The sequence below is a fragment of the Enterobacter sp. YSU genome, from assembly GCF_016082135.1.
GTDB classification, from domain to species: domain Bacteria; phylum Pseudomonadota; class Gammaproteobacteria; order Enterobacterales; family Enterobacteriaceae; genus Enterobacter; species Enterobacter hormaechei_C.
Genome location: NZ_CP059487.1, coordinates 1,907,313 through 1,920,651 on the forward strand (window position 1 = coordinate 1,907,313; position 13,339 = coordinate 1,920,651).

10 protein-coding genes are annotated in these 13,339 nt (G+C 41.4%); 4 read left to right on the forward strand and 6 right to left on the reverse strand.

Features of this window, described 5'->3' with window-relative positions; translation table 11 throughout:
- Window position 1 precedes the first annotated feature (1 nt).
- The 6 genes from H2Z33_RS09215 to mobI are packed head-to-tail and all read right to left on the reverse strand — an operon-like array spanning window position 2 to window position 8,219.
- Window positions 2-664 (reverse strand): DUF4400 domain-containing protein, encoded by a 663-nt coding sequence (locus tag H2Z33_RS09215; RefSeq protein ID WP_000718549.1) that lies wholly within the window; start codon window positions 662-664, stop codon window positions 2-4.
- Entirely contained in the window at window positions 651-1,760 is a 1,110-nt protein-coding gene (locus H2Z33_RS09220) for a hypothetical protein (RefSeq protein WP_000343600.1), read from the reverse strand. Before H2Z33_RS09220 ends, H2Z33_RS09215 begins: the two co-directional genes overlap by 14 nt.
- Entirely contained in the window at window positions 1,760-3,844 is a 2,085-nt protein-coding gene (gene traD, locus H2Z33_RS09225) for a conjugative transfer system coupling protein TraD (protein WP_001284073.1), read from the reverse strand. Before traD ends, H2Z33_RS09220 begins: the two co-directional genes overlap by 1 nt.
- Window positions 3,844-6,990 carry a MobH family relaxase gene (mobH, locus tag H2Z33_RS09230; protein WP_001011152.1) on the reverse strand — a complete coding sequence of 1,049 codons (3,147 nt, stop codon included), beginning with the start codon at window positions 6,988-6,990 and terminating at the stop codon, window positions 3,844-3,846. The genes traD and mobH overlap by 1 nt, the downstream gene beginning before the upstream one ends.
- 9 nt (window positions 6,991-6,999) lie before the next feature.
- Window positions 7,000-7,737: a hypothetical protein gene (locus tag H2Z33_RS09235; protein WP_000995978.1), complete on the reverse strand. Its 738-nt coding sequence runs from the start codon at window positions 7,735-7,737 to the stop codon at window positions 7,000-7,002.
- Window positions 7,734-8,219 carry a conjugative transfer protein MobI(A/C) gene (gene mobI, locus H2Z33_RS09240; RefSeq protein WP_000071885.1) on the reverse strand — a complete coding sequence of 162 codons (486 nt, stop codon included), beginning with the start codon at window positions 8,217-8,219 and terminating at the stop codon, window positions 7,734-7,736. The genes H2Z33_RS09235 and mobI overlap by 4 nt, the downstream gene beginning before the upstream one ends.
- A 759-nt stretch (window positions 8,220-8,978) precedes the next feature.
- Between mobI and H2Z33_RS09245 the strand changes: the two genes are divergently transcribed.
- From H2Z33_RS09245 to trhH, 4 genes are all read left to right on the forward strand, one after another.
- Entirely contained in the window at window positions 8,979-9,779 is an 801-nt protein-coding gene (locus H2Z33_RS09245) for a hypothetical protein (RefSeq protein WP_000004208.1), read from the forward strand.
- Window position 9,780: 1 nt separating this feature from the next.
- Entirely contained in the window at window positions 9,781-10,293 is a 513-nt protein-coding gene (locus H2Z33_RS09250) for a hypothetical protein (RefSeq protein ID WP_001140952.1), read from the forward strand.
- A 591-nt stretch (window positions 10,294-10,884) separates the two neighbouring features.
- Window positions 10,885-11,931, forward strand: coding sequence for a thioredoxin family protein (locus tag H2Z33_RS09255; protein WP_000196727.1), 1,047 nt, complete (start codon window positions 10,885-10,887; stop codon window positions 11,929-11,931).
- Window positions 11,921-13,336: an IncHI-type conjugal transfer protein TrhH gene (gene trhH, locus H2Z33_RS09260; RefSeq protein WP_001257292.1), complete on the forward strand. Its 1,416-nt coding sequence runs from the start codon at window positions 11,921-11,923 to the stop codon at window positions 13,334-13,336. The genes H2Z33_RS09255 and trhH overlap by 11 nt, the downstream gene beginning before the upstream one ends.
- Window positions 13,337-13,339 lie beyond the last annotated feature (3 nt).

Below are 13,339 nucleotides of genomic sequence, written 5' to 3' on the forward strand. Positions count from 1 at the left end.
TTTACATGAGTTTTTGAAAGTTAGACCACAAGCGATTCAATGCAATTCCCAGTATCAATAAAGCGACTGGTGGGAAAAGTTGAGCGATATTGTTAAATAGTGACATATTTGGCATGACCAGGTAGACCATCGTTAAAGCACTGATCACCCAAAATGCTCGAAACCAAATACGATAAAACTGAACTGTAACCTTACCAAATACGTACCTCTTCAATTTCCACTGGTACATTCCATCTGCTAGCATGGCAAATAGATAGGGCAGAAAAACGATTAGCCACCCCAGGATTAAGTTCCACCGGAAAATGGACTGATAAAGTAAGAGGGGTATGTTTTTGGCCATAGTGTAATTAATAGAGGTAAATTTTTCAGCAACAATGTTAATACCTCTGGCTGGTTTTTTGGTGTCAGGGATCAGAATAGTATTCAGATAGTCAATTAACTTATAGTCATGTACCAACCAATTTAAAGTCGCTTCACTATTTGCAATGACAGACTTCCAACGGTCATTTGATATGATGGACCGGCTTGCATTAACCTCCTGAGTAATCTGATATTTGAGCTCCTCAGTATTCTGGAAAGCCAAGCTGTAACCAAAATAAATGACCATGCCAAAAAAAAGCATTGTTCTGAGCACTGCTGCCCTGCTTGTATTATCCGCAGCCATTGCTTTCCCTCCATTCACGAAAAAGAGCTAGCCTCTGATCGTGATTGCAATAGTTGTTACGCCACATCGTCGGGATACCCAGGAGCCAGTGGTACTGTTTAGGTATGATTTGGTCGATGAGGCTTAACTCCGCCAGTTCTTTATGCTCTGCGCTTTTCCACTCGATCTGTCCCACATCAGGAACAAATACAGCGGTCCTTGCTTTTGCGGCCTGGCGGGAAAATTCTATAAAGTTGATGCCCCACGGCGTCCAGTATCTGTACTGCTCGTTTAGGCCGATGTTAAACACCGGCAGAGAAAGAGTTGAGTCGGCAAAAGCCGAAATCACATTTTTGCAGACTCTTGGACTATCTATTTTTTCCTGTTCGGTTTTGAGATGAGTCAGCAGTGCACGGTCAATAATGCTGTTAAAGGTGTTTGTATAAAGGCCATTAGGGTCAGGAAGCTGATCTATGGCAGTAATGATTTTAAATTTTAACCGAGAAAGAAAGGGAGAGTCCTCAATAGTAACTATATGACTATGTGTTGTTTCTGGATGAATCTGGGGTTTGATGCGCTGTACTTGTTTAAAAGAGACACTACCTGGCAAATTAATGAATGCGCCCACCGTGCGTGTTAAATCGACGAAATAAGGCAAAAGATAACAACCAAGCATACGGGCATTCTTTTTTACAAGATCACACCGTACGTCATTGTTATCGAAAGAAATACGGAAACTAACGAATTTACGTTCAGGACCTTCGCTGGTGGTCAGTGATTGAATCCATTCATGGCATGATCCTTGTGGTACCGACCAGTAGCTGGTTTCACGGTCCCCAAAGGGATCAGTCGTGATCAACTCTCCCTTTAAAAGGAAAAGCTCAGACAGGGTATTTGCCATGGAGAATAGGGAATCGATATCGTTGCTCTGACAAAATTTTCCCAAATGATGAAACGCGTTTTTTTCTATCATAGTTAGCCGATCTCGAACTTCCTGAGAATCTGCGTACTTTAAACCCAAAGACTGAAAGCGCCTTTTTACGAGCGAGCGACATTTGCTGACTTTTAGTGCAGAGCTTAAAATTTGCTGGCGCGTCAGGACAATTTTTTCATCCATCAATGCAACTTCCTTAGAAATTTATTAAGATTTTTGATATCGAGATTTTGACGCAAAGTAACTTTTCCGGCCTTCTTGAAAAGCATTTCCGACAGAGTTGTGTTTGGCTTCATTTGTTTCTCAGCAACAGCAATAGGGATTTGGCCTACAACCTTCCTGCCATCTTGAAGCCTGGCAACTATGTGAAACATAGGGACCTGACCCAAGAGATCCTTTGGAATACTCTCTTCTAAAGTTGTCTGCTTTCTTTCTGAGATTGAACCTGAGAAGTTATTATGCGGCAAAGATGTTTCTGAACCGGTCGTATAAGTGACCATATTTGTGCTTATCGCACTCTTACCAAAGTTCTCTACAACAAGCGTCTGAGTAGGAGTATCGTTGACTCGCAAGCTTATATAATTGTTGCAGAGCCCCGTAATTCGATTGGCAGTTTCAACACTTGCCGCAGCAATAAAGTCGGAGATGGTTTGGGTGCAAATAAACAGTGCAATTTTCGCTGCACGACCCTGCGCCAGAAGGTTAATCATAGGGTTGTTAATGGCTGAGTGTGCCTCATCAACAAAAATACTTATCCTGGAATTAGCTGACATATCACCATCTTGAGCGTTGTAGCGACTACCGGCACAGGAGGTCAGATCTGACATTATTAATTGAGAAATAGCAGCTGCTGTATCGGGGTTTGAAAGGCCATCAAGCGAAATGTATAGCACCCCGCCAGTGCTGAACATCCCTTCGCTTGTTACAATTTCTCTTGATGATACTGAGTTCGGGTTAGGAGATAAAAGCTCATTTAAAGGTTTTTCAATGAGCATATCGAAAACAGGCATAATACCTGCGGTCATTTTAGCCATATGCTCTGGGTCGGACATTGAGTAATCAATAAGCTGGGAAACAGTATCTAACCAGTCTATTTGTTCGGACCCCTCGTAATTCATGAAATGAGCCGTAAACCATTCAGCGAGACGCTTGAAACGTACCGGCAAGGTATCGTTAGCGACGTACTTAACTTTTTCGGTCCAGACATCGTAACCATAATATCTCGCGTAACATGACTCCATTACCTTGACTGTAAGATTCACAATAGACATGTGGCTTTTCATGTTCTTGTGAATCAGATAAATAGAAGGCTTTTTCTCTATGTAAGAAAGCCCGGAAATCACATTGGAAACGAGAGCCTTGGCATACTGAACGAATGGGTTAACCTCACCGGGAACTGTCACCAAGCTCAAAAGACGAGATGTTAGGTCAGAAACATTAGTATAGGTGTTGCAGACATCAATACAGACCGAAGATGCTGGCTGGCCAGGATGAAATTTATAGAAAGGAAGACCGAGGGTCTTAGCCTCTTCCATTAGAGATTCTCGCCACTCTGCATCGTTCTTTGGATCTATGACAACAACAACATGACCAAGATGAAGCATGCTAATGCTTAGTAAACGCTGTAGCACCGTTTTCCCGGTACCCACGTTTCCGGTTATCAGAGTATGACCAAACCAATTGTCTTCAGTTACAAATATGGGTTCCCTACGTTCCACAGCAAAAATTGCATTGCTGCCGCCCATCTTACGAGCCATTGCGTCAAAATGTCTCTTAATTGGGTTGAAGACGAATGGCAACTCGATCTCACGTTTATCACTGGAGAGGTTAGCTATTTGATATGCCCGATCCGCATGTTCCGGACCCCACTCAAACCCATCACAAAAATAGGACTTTCGCTCGGGTATATCCTTATTTTTATTTTGATAATCCTGAACCAGTTGACGATACTTTCGCTCATTGGAGAAAAAGTTACTTTTGTTAATTACACGCAGTGAATCAAGACTAACGAACATGAAATGTCGCTTGAATACACGCCAATGAGCCATCAAAAATGGCGCTGCTGTTTTGCAACGATAAAGGCACAGCAAAAAAAGCAATATTGAGGTGAACAGAACTATTGGGGCGATGTCCAGTCCGTCTGAAGAAAGTCCCATATAAAGCATAGAAACCGAACAAATCAAAAGTATTGAGGCACTACGATACTCAAGAATAGGCCGATAAAAATTCTCTTGTGCATGGAGGTTAGTCCTCTTCGAATCTGACATTATAGGTTCCCAGCCTCTTTCAGGTTATTGATAATTCGTTCAATGTCCACTTTCGCCCGGTCTGATGCGGCCAGCAAAGTAGGCATGTTAAATGCATGGCATTTTGTATTGATCACAGCACCAGAATTAACGAGGTACTGAGGAAGCTTATTGAAAAGATCTTGAGCCTCTAACTGCGACCCAAATTTTTCCACGCAAGATTGGGTCAGATAGAGAGTATTAGGAGTACTTACCATAAATCTGTTTTTGCGCTTTCTTTTAAACGCCACCTCCATTTTGGACAGAATTTGATGCAGTACTAACGCAATTTCTACAAATTCAAGCTCTGTAACGTCACCTTCGCTTATAAGCGAGAATTCACCATTTTGGTCTGATTCAGTAGATGCAAAGACTTTACTGTTCAGATTGTGACCAGAAACAGGTGATGCTGGTTTTTGTACTTCTGCTTTGTCCGATGATTTATTCCGGTTGCGCTTGGGATTTTGTTTTTCTACCGGTGCTGTTGGGGCGAACAGTCTGGCCAGTGCTGGCGAAAGATGATGCCCCTTAGCGTCTGTGGGCGCATGCTCTCCATTTGATTCTTCAAGTACAGGAGGTAAGGCGGGCTCTTCACTTGCCATCACACTGGTTGCGGCTGCTTCGGTCTGGGAATACACAACTTCAGCTGGTGGTGGGCAGTTACCCTCAGTATCTGGTTCTGAGTTTTCTTGTCCTACAGAAACATCCATAGAGCGTTCATTCGTACCCTGGGGATCAGCGTTCTGTTCTCGGTTAAGTTCTGGTAATTCTGACGGCTCGGAGAGAAGCTTTTCATTATGGACCGAAGAGCTTGTTGCACAACTACCGACTTCTGGCCGAGAAACACTAAGCTGTGAGAAATCGGTATAATCAATGATCTCATGCTCTTCATCTTCTTTCTCAAAAAGATGTTGATAATGTTCATATTCCACAGCCTCAGTTTTCAGCGGACCAGTCGCGGATGCACTATCGGTTCCATGATATTCCACGTCGCCAGAATGTTCTTCGACTGCATTTACACGTGGGGGAGGCAGCTCAAGCGTTTGCTTTGGACGTGGGGCAGAGTTTTCAACAGAAGACTCATCATTAATCACTAATGCCTGATACATAGAAGTATTGAAAAGTGACTTTAAAGTTGTTGGCCTTCTTGGCTCATGATAGGTGAGCTGGAACCCGGCGCAGTTATCGCCGAGCTGGACTAAACGCAGATCGTCAATGTCCCTTACTATCCACATTCCATCGAGAGAGCCTTCTCTGAATGTCAGTTGGAAATAGGGCTCTTCACTGAATGCTTTTTCATCTAATCCCGGCAGCAATGCCATAGTGGTATCTATGTTGAGGTAGGGGACAGCATCAACACACACTATATAGTCATTGGAAAGTGGAGCGCTTAAAAGGAGTTCATGAAGTTGGTTGACCAGGACATGGGATTCCGTGTCCTTTGCCGATTCATCTTCACTTTCTTCTATATCAGGAATGACAGGATCAGCTGCTTCCTCACCCTCAGATTTAACTATCTGCGTGTCATTATCAATTTCATTATCACTTTCGGCTTTCTTCTCAAAATCGTCGGATGAGCCTTCATTTTTCTTAGAATGTATATCAACATCAATAGAGGCAGAGGAGCGGCCTAAATCATTAACCTTAAGAACAGCCGTCTCAACAGTATCAGTAATTTTAGTTATAACGTCCCGACCGGGCACTGGTCTTCTGTATTCAGTAACTGTTTTTTGCTCGTCAATGTAAATAAAGTCTTTATTGGCATTAACGCTAAAAAGACCCGGCACTGAGTCAGGGATTTTATAGGAATCAAAGATTAAACCAATCCACCTTAGCTTAAGAAGGTTATAGAATTCTAGTTTCCCTATCCCATTTCTAAAGATGTTTGATATTTCGTTTTCCGAATAGATACCCGGAATGAAGTAGTGAACGACACGCTCATCATCATAGGGCTCGACGTAACCACGTTGAACTAGGGATTCTACCAATACGGTCTTACCAGCCTCTCCCTGAGGGAAGTTATATTTATGTAATTCGAAATCATTGAGAACAAAATCAAGGAATGCGTTCTCGTTAAGGTATACCTCACCATTTACGATAATGATGTGCATAGGCTTAGCATTGTAATTGTTGATATTGATACTGGTAAAGTTGTGCTTGATGGTACTAATGGCCCTTGCTGCTGCATCATTAGAACGCAGACCCATGATAGGGTCACGTAAAACATTAAGGTCTGTACCAGTAGAATAGAAATCAGCGGTCCTCACGCATTTAGACAAAAAGTCATTCCCATCAGTATAAACGTTTAGGGCGGTGATCATTTTTGAATAAACACGTTCTTTATTTACCCGATCCAAAAATGCAAGACATACCGGGTTTAGGATTCGCTCAAGGAAAACGCTGGACCAGATATTATGTTGATTATGAATACGCTTTCGCCAGTGGATTTCGTATTCAACCACGTCATTTTCACGTGCCCAGTCAAGAAGACTTTGTGAGCTTGGCGTCCAAATGATCGGACTAGCTAAATTCAGGCTTACAATGTCGAGATCGTAAACCTTTCCGGCATCATGGACTAAACCACAGATAAACGCAGCATAGAGATATACTTTTCTACGGACTACTTCTTCATCTTGATATCCGATTGGTCTCAGTTCTGAGTGATGCGCATTTTTTAAAGAGAGTATGGCCACTTCCAGGCTGTGAGAAAGTAACCCACCAATACCATTATGATGATGATTTTCGGAAGCTGGCAAAAGATGTATCCAGCGAACATATTCAACCAAGGGCTTTAAAACTAAATTAGTAAATGTATATGCATCGTCCCTGATGTCGCTATCGCTGATAGCTAACATCATTGAAATTGAGTGCAGCTTTTCCCGATACAGAGACAGGATTGACTGTTCATTAAATGTCTGTATGCCCGTCGGACGAGTTGGATACTCGATGAATTTCAGGACTTCTGGATTTGGATGATCAGGAACAGTGTACTTCTGATCTCCTAGAATCTGCGCAAAAGGAGAGAGGCTTGATATATCCTCAATCATTACAGAGGTTGCATCATTCTCCTGAGATGAGAATATCCCCAAAATCCGTTTAATACATAAATACAGCGCCCTGAAATTCATCATCATACCTTATCGACGTTTGCCTGACAGTTCGGCTGCAATGTATGCCTGCACACTTTTATATTGCATTACTTTGGTGATGAACTCTGCTGGACTGTATGGCCCATCCTTACGGCGAGAAACATTCAGAGTCTTTTTCACATTCTCAACATATAAATTAATACTCTTTATAATGTTGTGAGACATAACCGGATAGTCGCTTACAGCCAGTAAACCCAATGAGTTGTACTCATACATTGTGTTCATGAGCTGGTTCATCTCGAAGATGTACTTGTAAAACCTCATGGTGTTGTGGTTATTGAAGTTGAGTTGTACTGGTTCAAAACTGAAAGGTACAAACTGAGTTGATGACATGAATGAGTCATTCTTGTCGAACTCAATTGACTTAATATAAGCAACAAGATTTTCTTTCATCTTATTGTTTTCTTCATGCAGCTCGTTGAACCAATCCTGAATAGCCTGAACAAGGTCAGGATGTTTAACTGCATCAACCGTTTTAAAGAGAGAGGAAATAGCGATACTCACATCATCAAAACCTCTGATGACTGCTCCATTTCTGGCAGTTAAAAACCGGTTAAAGTCTGGGGTGCCGGGGTTAATAATAACTTTGGCCATACCCTGGTGCTCTGGTCTACGTTGAGTAGAAGTTTGAGCGTTTACGCCTTGCTTTTTATTTGAACCTTTTACCATTACATCTTTTGGTTCAATGTTAATACGCTCATTGTCCGTGATAATTGCGTCGTTCATTGTGCCACCTTAGTTTTTGAGTATTGACGGATTTTTCGTCCAAGTTCGATATATGCTGAATGATAGAGCTCAAGCATTTCTCTGTAAGGCTCCAGCAATGCTTCCGTTTCAGAAATCATTTCGTATTCCCAGCTGGCATGGTTTACAAAACAGTTCTTAGAATATTTTCCACTTTTCATTGGTTGCACCCGTTTTGACATGTGGCTAGGCGCTCTTGTTTTATAAGGGCTGAACTGATGCCAAGTGATCGTTACTTTTCTGGCATTACCAATTAGCTCAACTTTTGGTGCGTAAGAACCCAGGTACTCCCTCTTTGGAACTTTGCTATGTCGGGTAAGGTTAATCTCTTGGTGGTTTCGTTCCTTCCACTTGATCCAGTATTTTGTAATGAGATCTTCAGCCTCAACACGCAAACCTTCAATCTGAGCACGTAAATTTTTACGTGTTAGCTCTATAGAACTTATAAGATTTGAATTACTCATGACGCCTCCTGATGTGAAATTACTATACCGGAGGAAATTTCCGTTTTTTTTCACGAACAGAAGATTTTTGAATGCTCTTTGATGAGGGAATTGAACAGATGTAATGCACTCGCTGTTTCCCCCATTCGGGAGGGGCCTTCAGAAACAGTAACAGCGAGTTTAGCCTCACTTCCATCGCTACCCCCTAAAGTTACTTTTGACAGAATGACCATTGTGGATTATTGCTTTTGATAATGTGCATTGCTCTATTAAAGTTATACATATATCTAGTGCCACTTTTCCAAAAAAAATGACCCTATGGAACTTTGTCCATAGTGACACTTTTATAAAAAGTGACCCTATGACGACATTACATAGGGTCACTTTTCAAACATAAGTGACCCTATGTGAGGCATTCATAGGGTCACTTTTCTTTGTTTAGTGATCCTATGTAAGCATGAGGTTGATGAAAAGTAAAAATGTCAGTTTATGACGGTCAGTGAAAGACGTCGTTATTCTAATCCAACGTTGGGAGGGGCTGGATTTAGGTTTTTTTTTAATCGCTTCACATTTCGTTAGCATGCGCAGGAATTTTTGATAAAATTCTGGTTAGTTTGGTTAAAAAGTGTTACAAGTAAGCGGTGTGGTTGAAGGGATAGATTTAAGGCTTATTCAAGCCTTAAGAAAATACTAAAAGTTACTTTTCACCCTACCGAACACCTAACAAAAAATCCATGTTGAAGATTTGAACAATTGTAATGGCGCAAGGACAATCAGCACATGTCAGAATCTGATAATTTAACTCGTAGCTTACTCGGTAAACTTTTCCGCACTGAGATTTCGCTTATTCGTAGTTACCGTGCATTTTTAATGTTATTGCCTGTGCATGGATCTTCTGCATATCAAACTGGGACTCCTCTTCTCCAGCGTCGCCTATTTGGGAAAGGATTTAGTACAGCCGCTGATTTAGCTTTTGAAGTGGAAACACGTCCAGGTAGTTTTTTGGTTCCGCGTACACTCGGAAAGGAAATTACATGGGAGAGGTTTTTTTCTGCGGTCTTGGACGGTGATTCCAATGTAATTCGTGAATATGATACAAATGATATTGACTATGGTATTTACGATGCCGGTGAAAAAGTGACTTTTCTGAATGGTACAGTGGATATCTATAATCCCAAGAAGATTCATGAGTTGCGTTCTAAATGTGTTGATATACAGAATGACTACTTTATGCAGGTGTTCTTTATCTCAATGCTCGCACCAGAGTTTGTAAGTATTTTCTTTGGTTTAAAACCAACTACAGCTGATGCTATTAAAGACATTGGTTATTCATCGTTAAAAACAATTAACGATGTCGTTCTTTTCCCACGTACAATTGCTTTCTCACAAGGGCATATTGAAGAGAGTGTTTCACTTAAAACGAAAGTTTTTGCCTGGGCTTATGAATTGTCTGCTGACATCCGGTTAGGAAAAGTTAGTGATGATTTGATGGAACTATTACGTTATGACACTATGTTCACCAGTCACCGTCAGGATGTGTTCAACACTTTAACAAATAAAGTTATGTTAAAGGATTATTGATATGGCAAAGGTCGATCAAACAAAAGCTAATGCTCTATTGCGAGCAGCAAGAACTATGTCGCTTGGGGCAAATAAAAATACAATACGAATTTTGTACGGTAATCATGTTGCTGAAAATATCGATTTTGAGCCTGGTGCAAAAACAAAACTCAAAAAAGGTATCCGGGGCTGGAGCAAACGCACAGATAACCGCCGAGCCTTTTCTGCTGTTATTGATGTCGCAGTTAACTATTTTGGTTTTGATCCAATAAATCCGGAAGCGAGTTTTCGGCAAATTGACTTCAACCGAATAATGAGTGTCCTTCATAATCTGGGATACTTTGTATGCGCACCGGAAGTTAATAAAATAATAGAAATCCTTACTTCTATGAAAGAAATTGAAGAACTAGGTGCCTGCGAAAAATGTAAACGCCCATACATTGTGCCAGTGACAAATGATGCTCATTGTCCACGTTGCAGATTATCTTCAACTGCTTCAGCCATAGAGAGGTATTCTCAAGAAGAATTAGATTAAATTTAAAAAAGATATCGCGAAACTTGCCTTGTCTGAATCTAAATATTGACTTAAGTCAAATTCTGTTGTTTGCTTTACAATCAAATATTAGTTACAACTTAAATATCAACTCTTGACAAGTAAAGATATAATTTGATTTTTCTTTATTCAGTTTTTCTTCGTTCCAAAAATGTGCACCTTTTTTTCTGTTGAAAACGTAAAACTACTTAGGTTCTCAAAACCTTCTATGCATGACGACTTCTTAATCGCTTTCAATTAATATATTTTATATTCTTGTCTAAGTTCGCTTCTTTGATCCTTAGCTATTCCTTTTTTGAAATATAGAAACAGCATTACTTGTGATGATTTTTTTCAGCTCTAAATACACCTGTTTTCAAAGCAATATTTGCTTTTAGATATTCGATAAAACCATGTTTTTGTTACACCGGATTTTTGACAACGTGCAAGATGGATGATCTTTCCATCACCGAGACTATCTTCTTAGTCAGCACTCCTTTTCCGTCCTTTTCAACATAAAAACGACCATGCTATACGAGCTCTAACCTTTTTTTTGTATGCCATCATAACCGCATCAGAAAAGGAGAACGGTCTATGACTCGTATTGCATTAGCGCCTTCAAAGATGGTTTTGCTTATGTCTTTGGTAATTACTGGTGCCCACGCCAGCCCTGAGCAACCCCTAATAAAAGATACGCCCTTTGTATCTGGCCAGGCTTATAAGAAGGGTTTCTTCTGGTATGACGATCCTGCTAAAAAAAGCGAAGCTGAAGAAGAAGAGGTTTTGCCACCAACCGGTGCTGCTAGCTCGCCTTCAAAAGAGGAAATGGTAGATTTAAATTCAAAATGGCTAAAAGAGAATATGCCTCGACTGTTAACGCAGGCAATGGATAACCCTACCGCAGAAAATCTATCACGTTATTACACGGCGCAAAGGTTAATGCTGGATATCAGTACGCGTTTTTCTGACAAATCAAAAGATTATTTTCTTAAAAACCCGATGATGTCTGAAAAACGCAGGCAACCAGTGGAAAAGGTGGCACTGGATGCTCACCGCACTGTTGTTGAAAAAAATCAGCAAACGGTAATGAAAGATATCTTTACTAAGTCAGGTTTATTTTTCTTTTTCCAGAGTACTTGCCAGTTTTGCCACGAAGAAAGCCAAATACTTCAATTTATGCAGAACTATTATTCGGTAGATATTCTTCCAATCAGTATGGATGGAAGGCCATTGCATAATGGCCTTTTTCAGGATTTTAACATCCCCAACGCACAAATTATTGATCAATTTAAAATTCGAGAGGTACCTACAATTTTCCTGGTTTCAAAGGATGGGACATCAGCTCAGCGCATTAGTGAAGGCATGATCTCCGCTGATGAATTAAAGAACACTATTATACTTGCCGCGAAGGGCATGAATCTGATCGATGACGCTTCGTTCCAGTCAACTCTAGATATTAAAAGGCAATATACCATCGGCGATGATGGCGTTATTACCGTTAATAAATCCGAAATGGAATCAGACCCATTCCTACTTCAAAAAATAATGGACCAAAAACTCGAAGGCTATGACATGCCTACGGCCGATCCGGTCAATTATCTCAATGCTGGCGGCAGTTTTGGAGGCACTTATGCGCAGTAATGCCGTTTTCAACTTCAAAAAGTTACTTTTGTCTCTTTCTGTTTGTGCTGCAATTTTAGCCCCGACTGCAAATGCAGACAACGCAATGCGTAACATTTTCAATGGCATGATGACGTCTACCAGCCCGGCCACCTTTTCCACAGCAACCCGTACAGGCATAGTTGGCGGGTCAATGTCTTACCGAACAACAAACGTTAATACCAACCTTGTTTCCATGTCGTTTCCAAAAGCTTCTGTCGGTTGTAACGGTATTGACGTTTTTCTTGGGTCCTTCAGCATGATCAACGGGGACCAGCTTGTGCAGGTGGCCCGTGGTATTGCCCAGGGTGCGGCTATCTATGCTTTTAACGTTGCTGTTTCAGCTATTTGTGCTGACTGTGCTGCAACGATTAATGACATCCAAAACAAACTGCAAGCGCTAAATAAATTTGCGAAAGATTCATGCAATGCAACTTACTCTTTCCTTTCTGAAAACGTGGGTACGCCAAGCCAGTTCGCTAACTCAGTTAGCTCTGGACCAGCCTCAATTCTGGGATCGATTAATGGTCTTATTCCTGATTTTGGCTCATCGATGACAAAGTCACCTGAAGCTGTCACTTCTCAGGTTAAAGCAAAGGATCCCGAAGAGTTCGCTGAAAAATTCAGTGGTAACCTCTTCTATATGTCGTTCATGGATATTGATAAGGGAACGATGAACATCGGAGGGGTAACGGAGTTATCCGGTTATAAACTGGCAGAACAACTTATGTCTCTCGTAGGTACTGTCATTATCAACTGGGATAGCAAAGGCGAAAAAGCGGGAATGGAAGTCCGCCCGTCTACCATGACTGTCACGGATTACATCATGGGGCCACCAGCTGGCGGATCAATTAAAATGCTCAAGTGTTCTCCGGCACCAGATCCATCATCCCCACGAAAGGCTCAGTGCCTTGTCATGTCAGAAGTTAATGACGGTGGTTTTAAGGGATTGAAGGATACCATTTCTGATCTTCTTTTAAACGTACAGAAAAAAATCATCAACGACGTTCGTGTTTCAGATGATGAATTACGCATTATCTCCTATATCGGCATCCCGACCATTATCGACTCTTTGCAAACATTCGAAGCACCGGAAGGGTACGCATACATTCAGGACATCAGCACTATTGCTGCGACGAGCCTCGTAATCAACATGTTGCGCCAGGTTGAGGCCAAAATTTCAACCATGAGCATACCGAGTGAGTCGCTGTCGGGTAAAAGGGATGATCTCAACCGATTAACAGACAATCTCTCAAAACAGGTTAAAGCCGCCTATGAGCTATCGCACAGCCAGGTCGGTACCAGCTCGGACGTCATTTCAACCTGGGATAACCGTCGCCTGCAACGGAAGGCTTTCACTGAAAGTATTCGTGGCACACGTAACTGAGGT

Coding starts and splice junctions, on each gene's coding strand:
- H2Z33_RS09215 (WP_000718549.1), bottom strand. CDS start 664: ATGGCTGCGGATAATACAAGCAGGGCAGCAGTGCTCAGAACAATGCTT.
- H2Z33_RS09220 (WP_000343600.1), bottom strand. CDS start 1,760: ATGGATGAAAAAATTGTCCTGACGCGCCAGCAAATTTTAAGCTCTGCA.
- traD (WP_001284073.1), bottom strand. CDS start 3,844: ATGTCAGATTCGAAGAGGACTAACCTCCATGCACAAGAGAATTTTTAT.
- mobH (WP_001011152.1), bottom strand. CDS start 6,990: ATGAATTTCAGGGCGCTGTATTTATGTATTAAACGGATTTTGGGGATA.
- H2Z33_RS09235 (WP_000995978.1), bottom strand. CDS start 7,737: ATGAACGACGCAATTATCACGGACAATGAGCGTATTAACATTGAACCA.
- mobI (WP_000071885.1), bottom strand. CDS start 8,219: ATGAGTAATTCAAATCTTATAAGTTCTATAGAGCTAACACGTAAAAAT.
- H2Z33_RS09245 (WP_000004208.1), top strand. CDS start 8,979: ATGTCAGAATCTGATAATTTAACTCGTAGCTTACTCGGTAAACTTTTC.
- H2Z33_RS09250 (WP_001140952.1), top strand. CDS start 9,781: ATGGCAAAGGTCGATCAAACAAAAGCTAATGCTCTATTGCGAGCAGCA.
- H2Z33_RS09255 (WP_000196727.1), top strand. CDS start 10,885: ATGACTCGTATTGCATTAGCGCCTTCAAAGATGGTTTTGCTTATGTCT.
- trhH (WP_001257292.1), top strand. CDS start 11,921: ATGCGCAGTAATGCCGTTTTCAACTTCAAAAAGTTACTTTTGTCTCTT.